This window comes from Terrabacter sp. Soil810 (genome assembly GCF_001429645.1).
Lineage (GTDB): Bacteria > Actinomycetota > Actinomycetes > Actinomycetales > Dermatophilaceae > Terrabacter.
In genome coordinates, this window is the sequence record NZ_LMSW01000001.1 from 839,524 (window position 1) to 857,872 (window position 18,349).

General features: G+C 72.2%; 15 protein-coding genes and 1 tRNA gene. 13 read left to right on the plus strand and 3 right to left on the minus strand.

The features are described from left to right. Position 1 precedes the first annotated feature (1 nt). The 7 genes from ASG96_RS03820 to ASG96_RS03850 all read left to right on the plus strand — a co-directional run bounded on the left by ASG96_RS03820 (position 2) and on the right by ASG96_RS03850 (position 9,386). A complete protein-coding gene (locus ASG96_RS03820) occupies positions 2-1,111 on the plus strand; it encodes a DMT family transporter (protein ID WP_235509048.1) in 1,110 nt (369 codons plus the stop codon). A 10-nt stretch (positions 1,112-1,121) separates the two neighbouring features. Then, positions 1,122-2,249 carry a metallophosphoesterase gene (locus ASG96_RS03825; protein WP_235509049.1) on the plus strand — a complete coding sequence of 376 codons (1,128 nt, stop codon included), beginning with the start codon at positions 1,122-1,124 and terminating at the stop codon, positions 2,247-2,249. A 325-nt stretch (positions 2,250-2,574) separates the two neighbouring features. Beyond that, entirely contained in the window at positions 2,575-3,264 is a 690-nt protein-coding gene (locus ASG96_RS03830; RefSeq protein WP_057586659.1) for a 50S ribosomal protein L25/general stress protein Ctc, read from the plus strand. Between the two features lie 139 nt (positions 3,265-3,403). Next, a complete protein-coding gene (pth, locus tag ASG96_RS03835) occupies positions 3,404-3,997 on the plus strand; it encodes an aminoacyl-tRNA hydrolase (RefSeq protein ID WP_056760510.1) in 594 nt (197 codons plus the stop codon). Positions 3,998-4,096: 99 nt separating this feature from the next. Continuing rightward, positions 4,097-7,777 carry a transcription-repair coupling factor gene (mfd, locus tag ASG96_RS03840; RefSeq protein WP_057586661.1) on the plus strand — a complete coding sequence of 1,227 codons (3,681 nt, stop codon included), beginning with the start codon at positions 4,097-4,099 and terminating at the stop codon, positions 7,775-7,777. 33 nt (positions 7,778-7,810) lie between these two features. Next, positions 7,811-8,374 carry a hypothetical protein gene (locus ASG96_RS03845; RefSeq protein WP_235506831.1) on the plus strand — a complete coding sequence of 188 codons (564 nt, stop codon included), beginning with the start codon at positions 7,811-7,813 and terminating at the stop codon, positions 8,372-8,374. A 19-nt stretch (positions 8,375-8,393) separates the two neighbouring features. Continuing rightward, positions 8,394-9,386 carry a MazG family protein gene (locus ASG96_RS03850; RefSeq protein ID WP_057586662.1) on the plus strand — a complete coding sequence of 331 codons (993 nt, stop codon included), beginning with the start codon at positions 8,394-8,396 and terminating at the stop codon, positions 9,384-9,386. A 108-nt stretch (positions 9,387-9,494) separates the two neighbouring features. On the opposite strand, the gene ASG96_RS03855 is transcribed toward ASG96_RS03850, so the two are convergent. Beyond that, on the minus strand, positions 9,495-10,946 hold the full coding sequence (locus tag ASG96_RS03855; RefSeq protein ID WP_235509050.1) for a sugar transferase: 1,452 nt from the start codon (positions 10,944-10,946) through the stop codon (positions 9,495-9,497). A gap of 386 nt (positions 10,947-11,332) precedes the next feature. Between ASG96_RS03855 and eno the strand changes: the two genes are divergently transcribed. From eno to ASG96_RS03875, 4 genes are all read left to right on the plus strand, one after another. After that, positions 11,333-12,634, plus strand: coding sequence for a phosphopyruvate hydratase (eno, locus tag ASG96_RS03860; protein WP_057586667.1), 1,302 nt, complete (start codon positions 11,333-11,335; stop codon positions 12,632-12,634). Positions 12,635-12,758: 124 nt separating this feature from the next. Further along, on the plus strand, positions 12,759-13,439 hold the full coding sequence (locus ASG96_RS03865) for a septum formation initiator family protein (protein WP_235506833.1): 681 nt from the start codon (positions 12,759-12,761) through the stop codon (positions 13,437-13,439). 38 nt (positions 13,440-13,477) lie between these two features. Next, positions 13,478-14,065: a DUF501 domain-containing protein gene (locus ASG96_RS03870; RefSeq protein ID WP_057586668.1), complete on the plus strand. Its 588-nt coding sequence runs from the start codon at positions 13,478-13,480 to the stop codon at positions 14,063-14,065. Beyond that, positions 14,058-15,032: an exopolyphosphatase gene (locus ASG96_RS03875; RefSeq protein WP_056760536.1), complete on the plus strand. Its 975-nt coding sequence runs from the start codon at positions 14,058-14,060 to the stop codon at positions 15,030-15,032. Before ASG96_RS03870 ends, ASG96_RS03875 begins: the two co-directional genes overlap by 8 nt. Before the next feature lie 7 nt (positions 15,033-15,039). Here ASG96_RS03875 and mptB read toward each other — a convergent pair whose 3' ends face one another. Beyond that, positions 15,040-16,623, minus strand: a complete 1,584-nt coding sequence (gene mptB, locus ASG96_RS03880; protein WP_057586670.1) for a polyprenol phosphomannose-dependent alpha 1,6 mannosyltransferase MptB — start codon at positions 16,621-16,623, stop codon at positions 15,040-15,042. Between the two features lie 196 nt (positions 16,624-16,819). Further along, positions 16,820-16,894: transfer RNA gene (locus ASG96_RS03885), tRNA-Leu, on the minus strand. A 185-nt stretch (positions 16,895-17,079) separates the two neighbouring features. Between ASG96_RS03885 and ASG96_RS03890 the strand changes: the two genes are divergently transcribed. Both ASG96_RS03890 and ASG96_RS03895 read left to right on the plus strand, forming a co-directional pair. After that, the gene (locus tag ASG96_RS03890) at positions 17,080-17,964 is read left to right on the plus strand and encodes a Bax inhibitor-1/YccA family protein (protein ID WP_056760540.1); all 885 of its coding nucleotides are present in this window, start codon (positions 17,080-17,082) and stop codon (positions 17,962-17,964) included. 45 nt (positions 17,965-18,009) lie between these two features. Continuing rightward, positions 18,010-18,285 carry a hypothetical protein gene (locus ASG96_RS03895; protein WP_235509051.1) on the plus strand — a complete coding sequence of 92 codons (276 nt, stop codon included), beginning with the start codon at positions 18,010-18,012 and terminating at the stop codon, positions 18,283-18,285. The last annotated feature ends 64 nt before the right edge of the window (positions 18,286-18,349 follow it).

The window sequence follows — 18,349 nt, forward strand, 5'->3', positions numbered from 1 at the left end:
CATGGCGGAGCGGGTTGCGATCGGGGAGCCAGCAGTGGTCGGTGCCGTCGCCGGTGCGGTCGCGGCCGAGGTGACACCGTCCAGGCCGCGCCACCCGCTCGTCGGACTCGGCGTCGCCCTCGCGTCGGCCGCGGCGTTCGCCACGTCGGGAGCCTTCGGCAAGTCGCTGCTCGTCGGCGGCTGGTCACCCGGAGCCGTCGTGACGATGCGCATCACGCTGGCCGCCGTCGTGCTGCTGGTGCCCGCCCTGTGGTCGCTCCGCGGCCGGTGGCCGGCGCTTCGGCGCAACGCCTGGGTCGTCGTCGGCTACGGCCTCACCGGCGTCGCCGGCTGCCAGCTGGCCTACTTCAACGCCGTGACGCACCTCTCCGTCGGCGTGGCCCTGCTGCTCGAGTACCTCGCGCCGGTCCTCATCGTCGGCTGGCTCTGGCTGCGCCACCGGCAGGCCCCGCGCCGACTCACGCTCGTCGGCGTGGCCCTCGCGGTGTCCGGGCTGCTCCTCGTCCTCGACGTCATCGGCGGCGCCAGCATCAGCGTCGTCGGAGTCCTCTGGGGCCTGGGCGCGGCCGTCTGCCTCGTGCTCTACTTCCTGCTCGCCGACCACGTCGACGACGACGTGCCGCCCCTCGCGCTCGCCGGTGGAGGCCTCGTCGTCGGCGCGGTGTCCCTCGGGCTCGCGGGCCTCGTCGGCGTGCTCGACATGTCCAGAGGCGCAGCACGGGTGCCCCTCGGCGGGGTTGTCGTGGACTGGTGGGTGCCGGTGCTCGTCATCGCCATCGTCGCTGCCGCCTTCGCCTACGTCACGGGGATCGCGGCGGTGCGCATGCTCGGCCCCAAGGTCGCCTCCTTCGTGGCCCTGACCGAGGTGCTCTTCGCCGTGCTCTTCGCCTGGCTCGTCCTCGCCGAGCTGCCGACGCCCGTCCAGCTCGTCGGGGGGCTGCTCATCGTCGCCGGCCTCGCGGCCGTCCGCGCCGACGAGTCCCGTGGGCCCGCGCCCCGGGACGGCGCGGCCGACGCGGCCGATGCGGCCGACGAGCTGGCCACGGGCTCGGGTGACCGGGCCGCCGACCCCGCTGCCGCCCGACGAGCCGAGTCGGCCGGCGCGCCCTAGGCTTGCCGGCATGCAGTGGCGTCGGGCCGTGGTGTGCGTGCTGGGGATGCTCACCCTGGTCGGAGCCGCCGCCTGCACCACGCCGCCATCCCCGACGCAGCCGCCGTCCGCCGCGGCGCTGACGACAGGCCCCGACCCGGCACCTGCCACGACGTCGGCGCTGCCGGGGCTCATCCGTCCACCGGCCACCGCCGGGGCACCCACCCCGTCGGCCCGCGTCCACCTGACCGCGGCCGGTGACTACGGCGCCACCGCGGCGACCGGTGGCGTGCTGCGGGCCCTGGGGGCCAGCGGCTCCGACGCCCACTTCGCCCTCGGCGACCTCTCCTACGGCTCGCCGGGCGGCGAGGCCTCGTGGTGCTCCTTCGTGACCTCGCGCCTCGGCGTGGGATTCCCGTTCGAGCTGCTCGCCGGCAACCACGAGAGCGACGGCAGCAACGGCTCGATCGACCGCTTCGCCGCCTGCCTGCCCAACCGGCTCGGCGGGGCCGTGGGGCAGTACGCCCACCAGTACTACGTCGACCTGCCGCGCTCGACACCTCTCGTACGCGTGGTGCTCGTCTCGCCGGGCCTGACCTTCCCCGACGGCACGTGGAGCTATGCGGAGGGGTCGGCGCGCTACGCGTGGACCGCGGACGCCATCGACGGTGCCCGACGCGCCGGCATCCGGTGGGTCGTCGTGGCCATGCACGAGCCGTGCCTCTCGATGGGCCGCTACGGCTGTTCGAGCGGGCCCGACCTGCAGCACCTTCTCGTGTCCAAGCGGGTCGACCTCGTGCTCTCCGGGCACGAGCACCTTTACCAGCGCACGAAGCAGCTGCGCGAGGGCGCGGGCTGCGCCAGGGTCACCGTCGGGTCCTACTCGCCGGCGTGCGTGGCCGACGCCGACACCTCCATGGTCGCCGGGGCGGGCACGGTCTTCGCCACGGTCGGGACCGGCGGCGTGGCACTGCGGCAGGTCGCGACGGCCGACCCGGAGCGTGGCTACTTCGCCGCGGCGTCCGGGACCGGCAGCAAACCCACCTACGGCTTCGCCGACCTGCGCGTCACCTCCGACGAGCTGCGCTACTCGTTCGTGCGGGGAGCCGGAGGCGGCTTCACGGACTCCTGGGTGCTCCGGCGTACGCCCTCGCTGTGACCTCCGCTGTGACATCGCTGTGACCGTCGTCGGGCCCACGACCGGTCCGGCCACCTGGCGCCGACGGCGGATTTCGCCGCCCGGGCGTCCGTCCCGTAAGATCGAGCAGTTGCCTCGGCGAGGGACGGTGCACGGCTGCCACGGCAGGGCGTGACGAGGTCCGTGATCGACGCGGTGGCCTGACGTGGAGCACTCCACGGTCGGGTTCGCCTCTGCGTGCGGACCACACGACCTTCCCGCTCCGTCACTGCCGATCACCGCGCGTCGTCCCGCGTCGAGGCCGACCACAACAGACCGCCTCATCCGAGACCCCCAGGAGACCCCCGTGTCCGACAACACCAAGCTCGTCGCCGAGAAGCGCACCGACTTCGGCAAGGGCGCGGCCCGCAAGATCCGCCGCGCCGGCAACATCCCCGCCGTCATGTACGGCCACGGCACCGACCCCGTGCACATCTCGCTGCCCGGCCACGACACGATGATGGCCCTCAAGCAGGCCAACGCCCTGCTCACGATCGTCGTCGACGGCAAGGAGCAGCTCGCGCTCGCCAAGGACGTCCAGCGCGACGCCATCAAGCCGGTCATCGACCACGTCGACCTGGTCGTGGTCCGCAAGGGCGAGAAGGTCACCGTCGACGTCGCCGTGCACCTCGAGGGCGAGGCCGCTCCCGAGACCGTCGTCACGCTCGACCACAACACCCTGCAGGTCGAGGCGCTCGCCACGAACATCCCCGAGAACGTCGTCGTCTCCGTCGAGGGCCTCGAGGCCGGCACGCAGATCCTCGCCGGCGCGATCGAGCTGCCCGAGGGCGCGACGCTCGTCACCGACGAGGACGCCCTCGTCGTCAACGTGACGCAGGCGATCTCCGCCGAGGCCCTCGAGGCCGAGCTCGCCGAGGCCGAGGCCGAGGCCGGCATCGAGCGCGAGGAGTCCGACGAGGAGGCCGCCGAGGGCGAGTCCGCCGAGGGCGAGTCCGCCGAGGGCGGCGAGGCCAAGGCCGAGGGCGACGAGGCCTGAGCCTCCGTCCTTCCGTGGCGCCGCGCGCCACACCACGCGTCCACGGGTCCCGCCCGAGCTCCGGCTCGGCGGGGCCCGTGCCCGCACCAGCAGCACCCGACCGTGAGCCCATCAGCACCGACCACCGATCGAGGACCGCATGGACACCTGGCTCGTCGTCGGACTCGGCAACCCCGGGCCCGGTTATGCCGGCAACCGGCACAACGTCGGGGCCATGACGGTCGACGAGGTCGCCGGCCGTGCGGTGGGCGGTCGGGCCACGTTCAAGGCGCACAAGGCCGCGCGGGCCCGCGTCGCCGAGGTGCGCCTGCGCGTCGGCGGCCCCAAGGTGGTGCTCGCCGTCCCGTCGATGTTCATGAACGAGTCGGGCTCGGCCGTCGCCGGCCTCTCGAAGTACTACGACGTGCCCGTCGACCGTGTCGTCGTGCTCCACGACGAGCTCGACATCGAGGCCGGTCTCGTGCGGCTCAAGCAGGGCGGCGGCGAGGGCGGCCACAACGGCTTGCGCTCCATCTCGCGCTCGCTCGGCACCCGCGACTACCTCCGCGTCCGACTGGGCATCGGCCGACCGCCCGGTCGTCAGGATCCCGCCGACTTCGTCCTCAAGGACTTCTCCAAGGCCGAGCGCACCGAGGTCCTGCCCTTCCTGGTCGACGAGGGCGCCGACGCCGTCGAGGCGCTCATCGAGGTCGGGCTGCTCGACGCCCAGCAGCGCTTCCACGCGCCGCGCTGACCTGAGCTCCCTGGCGGCCCCCCGCGCGCTGGGCCTCCACAGTCAGTGCCAGCACCGGCGTCACGGCTGTCGCCGCACCGACCTAGACTGGAGGACCTGATGCCGCACCCACTGCTGTCCGCCTTCAGGGCGCTTCCCGATGTCCGCCACGTCCTCGACCAGGTCGGGCGGGCACGTCTCGTCGACGTCTCCGCGAGCGACGGCACGCGCCCGTTCCTCGTCGCCGCGCTCGCCCAGCAGGCCGACGGGTCCGGAGCGGCCGCGGCCGCTCCGGCCGCCACCGACCCCGCGCCCGTCGTCGTCGTCACGGCGACGACGCGCGAGGCCGAGGACCTCGCGAGCGCGCTCGGTCTCTTCCTCTCCGCCGACCGGATCGCCGTCTTCCCGTCGTGGGAGACCCTGCCGCACGAGCGCCTCTCGCCCCGCAGCGACACCGTCGGTCGGCGGCTGGCCGTGCTGCGACGCATCGCCCACCCCGACCCGGACGACCCGGCATACGGCCCGCTCTCGGTGGTGGTCGCGCCCGTGCGCGCCATCCTCCAGCCGCTGACCAAGGGTCTCGGCGAGCTCGTGCCCGTGGCGCTGCGCGCCGGCGACGAGCGTCCGCTCGAGGACGTCGTCGACGCGCTCGTCGCCGCCGCCTACACCCGCACCGATCTCGTCGAGCGGCGCGGCGAGTTCGCCGTGCGCGGCGGGATCCTCGACGTCTTCCCGCCCACCGAGGAGCACCCGGTGCGCATCGAGTTCTGGGGCGACACCGTCGAGGAGGTGCGGTGGTTCAAGGTCGCCGACCAGCGCTCCCTCGAGATCGCCGACCACGGGCTCTGGGCGCCGCCGTGTCGCGAGCTGCTGCTCACCGACGACGTACGCGCTCGGGCACGTGCGCTCGCCGACCAGCTGCCGGGCGTCGCCGAGATGCTCTCCAAGGTCGCCGAGGGCATCGCCGTCGAGGGCATGGAGTCCCTCGCGCCGGCCCTCGTGGACGGCATGGAGTCGGTCCTCGACATCCTGCCGCAGCGCTCGATCCTGCTCCTCGCCGACCCGGAGCGGGTCCGACGCCGTGCCCACGACCTCGTCGCGACGAGCGAGGAGTTCCTCGAGGCGAGCTGGGCCAACGCCGCAGCCGGCAACCACGTGCCCGTCGACCTCCAGTCGCTGCTCGGCAGCGCGTCGTACTGGTCGCTCGCCGACGTGCGGGCCCTCGCCGAGCGCACCGGGCGCGCCTGGTGGACCCTCACGCCCTTCGCCGCCGACGCCGACCTCGTCATCGAGGACGACGACGTCGACGAGCGCCTGGCCGTGCGCACGACCGATCCCGAGGCCTTCCGGGGCGACACCGACCGCGCCGTCGAGCACCTGCGCGAGCGGGTCCGCGACGGCTGGGCCGTCGCCGTCGTCACCGAGGGTCCCGGTCTGGCCAAGCGCGTGGCCGAGGTGCTGGGTGAGCACGAGGTCGCGGTGCGCCCCCTCGACGCCACCGGCGACGACACGCTCGAGCCGGGGTGGGTCCACGTCACCACGGCCACCCTCGGCCGCGGCTTCGTCCACGAGGGCGCGCGCGTCGAGGTCCTCACCGAGACCGACCTGACCGGTCAGCCCGGCAGCGGCACGTCCACCAAGGACATGCGACGCATGCCGTCACGGCGGCGCAACCAGGTCGACCCGCTCCAGCTGCGCCCCGGCGACCACGTCGTCCACGAGCAGCACGGCGTCGGGCGCTTCGTCGAGATGATGCAGCGCACCGTGGCCGGTGCGACGCGCGAGTACCTCGTCATCGAGTACGCCCCGGGCAAGCGCGGCCAACCGGGTGACCGCCTCTTCGTCCCGACCGACCAGCTCGACCAGGTGACGAAGTACGTCGGCGGCGAGGAGCCCACGCTCAACAAGATGGGCGGCTCCGACTGGACCAAGACGAAGTCGCGGGCCAAGCGCTACGTCAAGCAGATCGCGGCCGACCTCATCCGCCTCTACAGCGCGCGCCAGGCCACCAAGGGCCACGCCTTCGCGCCGGACACCCCGTGGCAGCGCGAGCTCGAGGACGCCTTCGGCTACGTCGAGACGCCCGACCAGCTCGTCAGCATCGACGAGGTCAAGGCCGACATGGAGAAGCAGGTCCCGATGGACCGCCTCATCTGCGGCGACGTCGGCTACGGCAAGACCGAGATCGCGGTGCGCGCGGCGTTCAAGGCGATCCAGGACGGCAAGCAGGTCGCGGTCCTCGTGCCGACCACCCTCCTCGTCAGCCAGCACCAGCAGACCTTCGCCGAGCGCTACGCGCAGTTCCCCGTCAAGGTCTCCTCGCTCTCGCGCTTCCAGAGCGACAAGCAGGCCAAGGACGTCATGGCCGGGATGTCCGACGGCACCATCGACCTCGTCATCGGCACGCACCGCCTGCTGGCCAAGGACGTGGCGTTCAAGGACCTCGGCCTCGTCATCATCGACGAGGAGCAGCGCTTCGGCGTCGAGCACAAGGAGCTGCTCAAGACGATGCGCACGGCCGTCGACGTCCTGTCGATGTCGGCCACCCCCATCCCGCGCACGCTCGAGATGGCGGTCACCGGCATCCGCGAGATGTCCACGCTCGCAACGCCGCCCGAGGAGCGCCACCCGGTGCTGACCTTCGTCGGCGCCTACGACGAGAAGCAGATCACCGCGGCCGTCCGCCGCGAGCTGCTGCGCGAGGGCCAGGTCTTCTTCGTGCACAACAAGGTGAGCAGCATCGAGAAGGCGGCGGCGCGGCTGCGCGAGCTCGTGCCCGAGGCGCGCATCGCCACCGCGCACGGCCAGATGGGCGAGCACAAGCTCGAGCAGGTCGTCGAGGACTTCTGGGAGAAGCGTTTCGACGTGCTCGTCTGCACGACGATCGTCGAGACCGGCCTCGACATCTCCAACGCCAACACCCTCATCGTCGAGCGCTCCGACATGCTCGGTCTCAGCCAGCTGCACCAGCTGCGCGGTCGCGTCGGGCGTGGCCGCGAGCGGGCCTACGCCTACTTCCTCTACCCGCCCGAGAAGCCGATGACCGAGACGGCGCACGACCGCCTGCGCACCATCGCGAGCAACACCGACCTCGGGTCGGGCATGGCCGTGGCCATGAAGGACCTCGAGATCCGCGGCGCCGGCAACCTCCTCGGCGGCGAGCAGTCCGGCCACATCCAGGGCGTCGGCTTCGACCTCTACGTGCGTCTCATCGGCGAGGCCGTGGCCGACTTCCGCGGCGACGCCGTCGACCTGCCCGCCGAGATCAAGATCGAGCTGCCCGTCGACGCCCACCTGCCCCACGACTACGTGCCGGGGGAGCGGCTGCGCCTCGAGGCCTACAAGAAGCTCGCGACCGTCGAGACGTTCGAGGCCGTCGACGAGATCGAGGCCGAGCTGCGCGACCGCTACGGCGCGCCGCCCAAGCCGGTCGAGAACCTCCTCGAGGTCGCTCGTCTGCGCGTCGTGGCCCGGGCCGCCCGCATCGGCGACATCGGGGTGCAGGGCAAGGTCGTGCGCTTCGGCCCGGTCAAGGACCTCCGCGAGAGCCAGCAGCTGCGGCTGATGCGCCTCTACCCGGGCACGCTCGTCAAGGACGCCCTCGGCACCATCCTCGTCCCGGCCCCGATGACGGCCCGTGTCGGCGGCAAGCCGTTGCGTGACGTCGAGGTCCTGACGTGGGCCCGACAGCTGATCACGGCCGTCCTGCTCGACGACATCGCGGCCGCGTCGTCCGCCGCGACGGGGGCGTCGGCCGGCGCATCGTCGGGCGCGGCGAAAACCAGGGTAGGAGCCCCGTAGGATGTCAGACGCATCCGCCAGAGGAGGAAATCAGTGAAGGCTTGGTCTGCTCAACCCGCGAAGCGCGTGGCCGTCGTCGGCATCGCCGCGCTCGGCGCCGTGTCGCTGCTCGGCGGGTGCGGCTTCGAGACGCGCCAGCAGGCCGCCGCCGTCGTCAACGGCGACGTCATCCACGAGTCCGACGTGCGCGAGACGTACGACCAGCTCAAGGCGGCCAAGCTCGACTTCGCCGAGAACATCGTCGTCACGGCGCTCGTCGCCGCGCCCCTGCTCAAGGACGTCGTCGCGAAGTCCGGCAGCTGGAAGCCCGACGAGACCTATGCCTCGGTCATCTCCTCGATCCCCGACGCCACCGACACGACGAAGGAGTTCGTCGCGGCGGTCGCCCTCATCCAGTCGCAGAAGATGACGCCCGCCGACGTCGCCGCCTACCGCGCCGACCTCAAGAAGGCCGACATCACGGTCAACCCGAAGTACGGCTCGGTCGTGCAGTCCGAGGAGGGGCCGGTCTACTTCACCATCGGCCAGCAGACGCCCAACTGGGTCAAGCCGAGCGCCAACGCGGCCCCCGCCCCGGCGCCGACCACCGCGCAGTAGTCCTGCGCCCCTCGCCGTCGTGACCGCCCGCGTCGTCCTGCTCGTCACGACCCCGCGCATCGCCCCGGGTCTGCTGACCCGAGAGGCGTGGCAGGGTCTCGAGCAGGCGTATGCCGTGTGGGGCCGTCCCGACGAGCCGCAGGTAGCCGCCGTGGTCGAGGCCGGCATCGAGGTGCTGCCCCGCGAGGACGGGCACCCGGCCGACCTCGCACGTGACCTCGTCACCGCCTCCGCTCTCGGCGATGTCGTGTGGGTCGGCTCGTCCGACGGCGACCCGGGCCTCAGCGACGCGATCGCCGTCGAGGTGACACGGCTGCCCGAGCCGCCCGAGGTGGAGCTGCTCATCGGCTCGTTCGACGTGCCCGGCGCGCGGCTGCTCGACGTCGTCGCCGTCATGGACCGCCTCCGGTCGCCGGGCGGCTGCCCCTGGGACGCGAAGCAGACCCACGAGTCGCTGGTGCCCTACCTCCTGGAGGAGGCGCACGAGGCCATCGAGGCCATCGAGAGCGGCGACCCGGCCCACATGCAGGAGGAGCTCGGCGACCTGCTGCTGCAGATCGCGTTCCAGTCCCGCGTGGCGGAGGAGCACCCGACCGAGCCGTTCGGCATCGACGACGTCGCCGGAGGGCTCGTCGACAAGCTCGTCCGGCGTCACCCGCACGTCTTCTCCGACGTCGAGGCCGACACGGCCGACGCGGTCGAGGCCAACTGGGAGACGATCAAGGCCGACGAGAAGCAGCACCGGACCCATCCCGTCGAGGGTGTCCCGAGCTCGCTGCCGGCCCTGGCCCGCGCCGAGAAGTACGTCTCCCGCCTGCGCCGGGCAGGCCGCGACGACCTCGTCGACGACGCGGTCGCGACCGGTGACCTCGGCGCCCAGCTGCTCGACCTCGTCCGCCGCGCACGAGCCGAGGGCGTCGACGCCGAGGCCGCCCTGCGCGAGACCCTGCGTGGGCTCGAGGCCGCGAGCGCGGCGAGCGCAACCGGCGCGCCGGCCCACCCGGACGCCTGAGCCGGCCGGACGGCATACGCGCCCTCGGGTTCGTGAGCCGGCACGAGACGGTGAGGGCCGCGTCACCGGGTGCGGTGTCGCGGCCCTCACGGGGTTGGCGGAGCGGCGTCAGTAGGCGCCGCGCGAGGCGAAGACCGCGTGGATGGTCTTGGCCATGATCGAGAGGTCCTGGACGATGGACCAGTTGTCGACGTAATAGAGGTCGAGGCGCACCGTGTCCTCCCACGACAGGTCGCTGCGTCCGGAGACCTGCCACAGACCGGTCATGCCGGGCCGGACGTGGAGGCGGCGCTGGACGTCGGGGACGTAGCGACGCACCTCGGCCGGCAGGGCGGGCCGCGGGCCGACGAGGCTCATGTCGCCGTTGACGACGTTGATCAGCTGAGGCAGCTCGTCGATGGAGTAGCGGCGGATGAATGCGCCGACGCGGGTGATCCGGGGGTCGCTCTGGGCCTTGAAGAGGACGCCGTCGGCGTTCTGGTTCAGGTGCGTGATGCCCGACAGCCTGGCCTCGGCGTCGACGACCATGCTGCGGAACTTGAGGCACTCGAAGAGCTCGCCGTCGCGCCCAACGCGGGTCTGGCGGAAGAGGATCGGGCCGCCGTCCTGGAGCTTGGTGGCGATCGCGACGACGATCATGACGGGCGCGGCGACCAGCAGCAGCAGCGTCGCGCCCATGAAGTCGAACGCGCGCTTGAGGCCGCGGGAGGCGCCCAGGCTCTGGGGCTGCTCGACGTGCACGAGGGGCAGACCGCCGACCGGGCGCATCGCCATGCGGCCAGAGCTGATGTCGCTGAGGCTCGGCACGACCGCCATCTGCACGTGGTGGCCCTCGAGGTCCCAGGCGATCCGGCGGAAGTCGACGGCCGACGGGAACGCGCCCTCGGTGAAGACGACCATGTCGGCCTTCTCGGCGATCACCGACTCCGCGGTCTGCCCGGTGGTCCCGACGACCGGGACCCCTTGCGGGGTGGACGGTGTGGGCTGCGACTCCGGCGTCAGGGCGCCGACGATGCGGTAGCCGAGCCAGGTCTCTCGCTCCAGGACCGCGGCGACGTCGTCGACGTGACCGGCCGAGCCCGAGATGAGCACCCGGGTCAGCAGGTGGCCGTGGGCGTGGGCCCGGTGCACGAGGCGCCGGGCGTACCAGCGCCAGAGCAGCACGAGGGGCAGCCCGATGGCGAAGATCAGCACGAAGAACCCTCGGGAGAGGTTGAACTTCGTCAGGTAGCTGAGGATGCCGATCGCCCCGGCCGTGAGCCCGGCCGCACTGCAGACCCGCGCGTACTCGATGGTCCCGACGCCCAGGTGGCTGCTCGTGTACGTCCCGAGCGCGAGGTTCGCGACCATCCAGGCAGCCACGATCCACAGGCCGACCGACTGGGCGACCTGGTTGACGTCGTTCGCAACGTCGAAGACGTCGAGACTCGTGCGTCCGACGGCCGCCAGGGCGGTCGCCGCCGTGATGATGACGAGGTCTCCACCGGCGATGCCGAGCTGCAGCAGCCGCTGCCCCCGACTCCTCTCACTGAGCGGCTGCGTCACAGGACGCGCGCTCACGTTCAGCAGAACAACCCCCGACTCGCGCATGGGCTGACCCATGTCCACACCCCACCCCCGGCACCCACTGGTGCCCTATTCACGACCAGCTCCACCCCCCGGATGGCTAGTTGTGAGTATGCCTGCTCCCGGTCAGTCCTTGGTAAGGAAGAGGTAAAAAAAGTATGGGTGGAAGGGCCCCGTTTGTCCCCGTGTCCGATACGTCCGGGTCTGCCCCACCTGCCGTTCGTCCTGCCCGTATGCCGGGTCGCTCCACCGGGCCGCGGACCCCACGGGCTAGGCTCGTCCCAGCACTGTGCCCGGTGTCCGGGGGTCGGTACCACCGCGTCCCGCCCGCGCCGAGCACCCAAGAGCACCCATGAGCAGCACCAGCACAGGAGAGCCAAGTGGCCAGCATTGAGGAGATTGGCGCCCGCGAGATCCTGGACTCGCGCGGCAACCCCACCGTCGAGGTCGAGATCCGTCTCGACGACGGCACGTTCGCTCGCGCGGCCGTCCCGTCGGGTGCCTCGACCGGCGCCTTCGAGGCGTCCGAGCGACGCGACGGCGACAAGGGCCGCTATCTCGGCAAGGGCGTCGAGCAGGCCGTCGACGCGGTCATCGAGGAGATCAACCCGCGCCTCGTCGGCTTCGACGCGAGCGAGCAGCGCCTCATCGACGCCGAGATGATGGCGCTCGACGGCTCGTCCAACAAGGAGAACCTCGGCGCCAACGCGATCCTCGGGGTCTCGCTCGCCGTCGCGCACGCCGCGGCCGAGTCGGCGGGCCTCCCGCTCTTCCGCTACGTCGGCGGCCCGAACGCCCACGTGCTCCCGGTCCCGATGATGAACATCCTCAACGGTGGGTCGCACGCCGACTCCAACGTCGACATCCAGGAGTTCATGATCGCGCCGATCGGTGCGCCGACCTTCCGTGAGGCCGTGCGCTGGGGCGCCGAGGTCTACCACGCGCTCAAGAAGGTCCTGCACGAGCGCGGTCTCGCGACCGGCCTGGGCGACGAGGGCGGCTTCGCCCCCGACCTCGAGTCCAACCGTGCGGCGCTCGACCTCATCCTCGAGGCGATCAGGGCGGCCGGCTACGAGCCGGGCCGCGACATCGCCCTGGCCCTCGACGTCGCGGCGTCCGAGTTCTTCGAGGACGGCTCCTACGCCTTCGAGGGCGCGAGCAAGTCGGCCGACGAGATGGTCGCCTACTACGCCGAGCTCGTCGAGGCCTACCCGCTCGTGTCCATCGAGGACCCCCTCAACGAGGAGGACTGGGACGGCTGGAAGTCGATGACCGACCTGCTCGGCTCCAAGGTGCAGATCGTCGGCGACGACCTCTTCGTCACCAACCCCGAGCGCCTCGGCCGCGGCATCTCGACCGGCACCGCCAACGCGCTGCTCGTCAAGGTCAACCAGATCGGCACGCTCACCGAGACGCTCGACGCCGTGACGCTCGCGCAGAGCAACGGCTACCGCTGCATGATGAGCCACCGCTCGGGCGAGACCGAGGACGTCACGATCGCCGACCTCGCCGTCGCCACCAACTGCGGCCAGATCAAGACCGGCGCCCCGGCCCGCTCCGAGCGCGTCGCGAAGTACAACCAGCTGCTGCGCATCGAGGAGGAGCTCGACGACGCCGCCGTCTACGCCGGCACGGGCGCCTTCCCGCGCTTCGACGCGAGCCGCTTCGGCGCCGAGGGCTGACCTCGTGGCCGACCGCACGCCATCCCGCCCGGGCCGCCCGTCGTCGACGGGTCGCCCGGGCGGCGGCGCGCGGCCGTCCCCGGCCCGCCACGCACCCGGCACGAAGGCGGGCGAGAAACCCGGCGTGAAGCCCGGCGTGAAGCCCGGACCCAAGCCGGGGCCGAAGGCAGCCTCGAAGCCCGGCACCTCGGCCGGGGGAGCGTCGGGTTCGACGTCCGCCGGCCGGGCCTCCTCCGCACGGTCGACGGGTCGTGCCGGTGCCGGCCGCTCGTCGGCCACGCGGCCCGGCCAGTCCCGACCCGGGGCCTCGCGCGCGAGCCGCCCCGGTGCGGGCAAGGAGCGCCCGGCTCTCGCGGCCCGCCCTCGCTCGCCCCAGACGGCCCCGCCGTCGGCCTCGACGGCGTGGGTGCGCGGCGCCATCCTGCTCGGCATCCTCGTCATGCTCGCCGTGACGATCGTGCCGACCCTCCGCTCGCTCGTGCAGCAGCGGGGCGACGCCTCGGCCATGCACGACAAGGTCGCCGAGCAGCGCGAGACCGTGCAGCAGCTCGAGCGCGAGGCCGCGCTGTGGAAGGACCCCGCCTACATCGAGGTCCAGGCGCGCGAGCGCCTCAAGTTCGTGCGGGTCGGCGACCGCGCCTACACCGTCATCGACCCGTCCACCGACGACGCGAGCGCTCCGGCCTCGGAGCGCCCCGTCGTCGCCGCGCCCATGGCCAACGCCGCGTCGCCCTGGTACGGCAAGGTGTGGCAGTCGATCCAGATCGCCGACCGACCCACCGCGGGTGTCACCCGCACCAGGTGACCCGTGGTCACCCCTGAAGCCCGAGAAGTGAGTTCCGCGTGAGCGTCCCCTCCCGTCCGTCCCCGCAGCCCGAGGCGGGCACCCACCAGGTCGAGGTCGCCGACCTCGACGCCGTCGAGCGCCAGCTCGGCCGCCCCCCGCGCGGCGTGGCCGAGGTGGCGCACCGCTGCCCGTGCGGCGAGCCCGACGTCCTGCGCACGGAGCCCCGCCTGCCCGACGGCACCCCGTTCCCGACGACCTACTACGCGACGTGCCCGCGCCTGACCGGCGCCGTGAGCACGCTCGAGACCGGCGGTCTGATGAAGGAGATGACCGAGCGGCTCGCCCACGACGAGGAGCTCGCCGCGGCCTACGCCAGGGCGCACGAGCACTACCTCGCGCAGCGTGCCGAGCTCGGTGACGTGCCCGAGATCGACGGCATCTCCGCCGGCGGCATGCCGACCCGCGTCAAGTGCCTGCACGTCCTCGTCGCCCACTCGCTCGCTGCAGGTCCGGGCGTCAACCCGCTCGGTGACGAGGCCCTCGCGATGCTCGACGACTGGTGGCTCCCGACGTCGTGCGCCGCCGTGCACGCGGCCGAGGACGCCGCCGCCGAGGTGGCCGCCGAGGTGGCCGCCGGTGAGTGACACGACCCTCCGCGTCGGCGCTATCGACTGCGGCACCAACTCCATCCGCCTCCTCGTCGCCGACGTCGACCCCGCCACGGGTGCCCTCACCGACGTCCGGCGTCGCATGGAGATCGTCCGCCTGGGTCACGGCGTCGACCGCACGGGTGTCATCGCCCCCGAGTCGATGGAGCGCACGCTCGCGGTCACCCGGGAGTATGCCGCGGCGTGCCGTGAGCTGGGCGCGGTGCACGTGCGCTTCGTCGCCACGTCGGCCTCTCGCGACGCTCGCAACGCCGCCGACTTCATCGAGGGCGTGCGTGCCGCGTTCGTCGAGCACTACGGCACCGAGGTGTCGCCCGAGGTCGTCTCCGGTGACGAGGAGGCGGCGCTGTCGTTCGCGGGCGCCACGGGAGACCTTGCGGCACAGGGGGTCTCCGGGCCCTACCTCGTCGTCGACCTCGGTGGCGGCTCGACGGAGCTCGTCCGCGGCACCGACCACGTCGAGGTCGCCCGTTCGGTCGACATCGGCTGCGTGCGGATGACCGAGCGACACCTCGTCAGCGACCCGCCCACCGACGCCGAGATCGCGGCGGCCGTGCGCGACGTCGACGCGGCACTCGACGTGGCCGAGTCCGTGGTACCCCTCGAGGGCGTCGCGACGCTCGTCGGCCTCGCCGGCAGCGTCACGACGATCACGGCGCACCTGCTGCGCCTGACGGCATACGACGCCGAGCGCACCCACCTGGCCCGCTCCGCGCCGGCCGACATGGTCGCCGCGTGCGACGACCTGCTGGCCATGTCGCGTGCGCAGCGCGCCGAGCTGCCCTACATGCACCCGGGGCGCGTCGACGTCATCGGCGCGGGCGCACTGGTGTGGAGACGGGTCGTCGAGCGGGTCGTCGACCGCGCGGGCGTCACCGAGGTCGTCACGTCCGAGCACGACATCCTCGACGGCATCGCGCTCAGCGCAGCCCGCGGCGCCTGACCGGGCGTCAGCCGCGGGGGAGCGCGGCGGCGAGCACGGGCTCGCCGGCCTGCTCGTGCACGCGACGGCGGTTGGCCCGCAGCCGGGCCGCCATCCACAGGGCTGCCGAGACGCCGAGCGCCCACGTGCCGTTGGACACCGTCGCGTCGACGACGCCGTAGGTCACGAAGAAGAGCGTCACGAAGACGACGGCTCGCACGTGCTTGGCCGAGAGGCGCGCGGCGGCGAGGAGCAGCCCGCCCCAGAGGAGGTACCACGGGTGGAGGACCGGGCCGGAGGCGCAGAGCACGAGCAGGGCGCACGCGGTGGCGAGCACCGGGTTGCGCGGGGCGACGCGCCACGTGATCCACGCGATGCCGGCGAGGCCCACGAGCAGGCCGATCGTCTGCGCGATGGGGACGGGCGCCGAGGCCACGCTCTCGGGCATGCCGGCCAGCCTCAGGAGCCACTCGACGACGCTGCCGACGAAGGTCGGGGGCGAGAGCATCGAGCGCAGTGAGACCGGGACGGAGAGGTTCGGGATCCAGCCCCAGCCCAGGCCGGTCAGCGCCGTGATGCCCGTGAACGTCGCCGCGGTGATGCCGCCATAGACGAGTCCGTGGCGGACCATCGCCTTGAGGCGAGCCGGGGCGCCGGGCTCGAGGTCGGTCTGGGCCTGCAGGGCCATGCCGACGACGCCGATGAGGGCCAGGACGGCCGTCTGCTTGTAGGCGGCGGCCGCCGCGATCGTCATGGCCGCGAGGATGAACTGGCCGCGGCTGGCGAGGAGCAGGGCGAAGACGACGAGGGCGACCATGACGGCGTCGCCGTGCCCACCGCCGATGAAGTGCATCATGACGAGCGGGTTGAGCACCCCGAGCCAGAGGGCGTGCCGGCCGCTGACGCCGTAGCGCTCGGCGAGGCGGGGGAGGGCGTACGCGAGCAGCCCCACCGCGAGCAGCGCCGGCACGCGCATGGCGACGGCCGAGACGTACGCGTTGTCGGGGAAGATCCCGACGACGACGTGCTGGACCTGGAGCGCGAGCGGGCCGTACGGCGCAGGGGTGTCGACCCACATCGGGTCGACCTGGTCGGCGAACGGCCCCGGCACCCAGAACGGGCCCACGGCATACGGGTCCATCCCGCGGGAGACGATCTTGCCCTGGGCGGCGTAGCTGTAGGCGTCGCGGCTGAAGAGCGGCGGCGCGAGCATGATGGGCAGGCTCCAGAGGAGCCAGGCGAGCGAGGGCGCCTTGCGGCCGTGGACCGGGCGCATCCGCAGCCACGCGTCGACGAGCAGCGCCATGCCGACCGCGAGCAGGATCGTCGTCAGGACCCGTCCGGCTCCGGTGCCGAGCCACTCGAGGCCGAAGCGCTCGATGAGCGGCGACGCCGGCAGCTCGAAGGTGTCGGCGGGCAGGAAGGCGGGGCTGATCGAGCCGGCTGCCACCAGCGACATGCCGAGCGTGCCGCGGCGGACCATGGGGTCGGCCCAGCTGCGACGCATGGCCGCGGCGAGACGCTCCCCGAACTCGACGACGCGGGGGTCGACGACCCAGGGCGTGCGGACGGGAGCCGTCGTCGTCGCGCCGGCGACACGGTGCTCCAGCACCCGCTGCTCCTTCGTGTGGTCTGAGGGGTTCGCACTCTCGATGCGGCACAGGTCGTGCAGGAGCGCGGTGAACTGGCCCCTGGACCTCGATCTCGAGGGTCAGTCTAGGCGGAGCGGGAGGGTGCGTGCCGTGCCACGCCCAAGGCGTGGGCCGGACTGTTACCTTGCCGCTCTGGGACGGCTGACTTCCGTCACGTACCCCCGGAGGGACTCGAACCCTCACCGTTGGCGATTTTAAGTCGCCTGCCTCTGCCGATTGGGCCACGGGGGCGGGGTCCCCAGTATGCCCGTCGAGCCGTGCCGGGACGGTCGACCGGGCCGCGTCACGATCACGTTTCGGGCGTGTGCTTCTCGCGCGCGGGAACCTTCCGGAGGGGTGCGTTCGCTTACTCTTGGGGACAGTCGCCACGCCCATTCGCGGGTCGTGGCACCCAGTGCTTCGAGGAGCGCACTCACATGGCAGGTGGAAACCCGGTCTTCGACCGGCTCAACAAGCAGATCGAGAAGGAGCGCTACGCCGGCTTCGACGCGCCCCAGGGCAGTCCGCAGCAGCCGGCGCAGCAGGGCACGCAGGCCGCCACGGCCGGCTACGCGGGCCAGGATGCGATGACCGCGCAGCAGCTCAACGAGATGTACGCGCAGCCGCCGGCCGGTCCGGCCGACACCGGTCGCGTCACGGTCGACGACGTCGTCGTCAAGAGCATCGCGCTCTTCGTCGTCACGATCGCCGTGGCCTTCGTGTCGTGGTTCTGGACCGAGGCCAACACCGACATGACGCTGCCGTTCTGGCTCGGCGGCATGTTCGGCACGCTGATCCTCGGCTTCGTCATCGCCTTCATGAAGAAGGTCTCGGTGCCGCTGCTCATGGTCTACGCCGTGCTGCAGGGCGCCTTCCTCGGTGCCTTCAGCCAGTACATCGCGGCGATCCCGGACTACGACGGCGTCGTGCAGATGGCCGTGCTCGCGACGCTCTGCGTCTTCGTGGCCATGTACGTCGGCTACGCGACCGGCTTCGTCAAGGTCAACGACAAGACGCGCCGGATGTTCTTCTTCGCGATCGTCGGCTACGGCCTCTTCTCGCTGCTGCAGGTCGTGCTGCTCATGACCGGCGTCATCGACGGCTGGGGCTTCGGGGCCAGCGGCCCGCTCGGCATCGGGCTGTCGATCCTCGGCGTCGGCCTCGCGTCGTACTCCCTGGCCATCGACTTCGACTCGATCGACCGTGCGGTCCAGATGGGCGCCCCGAAGAAGTACTCGTGGCTGCTCGCCCACGGCCTCATCGTCTCGATCGTCTGGCTCTACATCGAGTTCGTCCGTCTCTTCGCGCGTCTGCGCGACTGACGTCCGATGACACCTTCAGGCGCGGGTTCGCCGACCCCGCAGGAGGTGTCCGACGAGCTCCGGCGCGTGGTCGAGCGGTGGCACCAGCTGCCGCTCGACCACGCGCTTTCGCGTCTGCCGTCCGTGCTGGTCCTCGTCCAGTCGCTCGCCGACCGCGTGGCCGGGTCCCGTGGCGGCGAATCGCAGCCGGTGCCCGACCTCGGCCCGGCCGTCGTCATGGACCAGCTGGCCGTCATGGTCCTCGACCTCTATCGGGCCCGGCCCGGCACCGACCCCACCTCAGTCGCGGACGAGCTGGCCGGCATACGCCGCTCCCTCTAGGTGTACTGACCGGGCACGTTGGTTGAGGGAATGCGACTCATCGTTGTGAGCTGCTGACATGGGA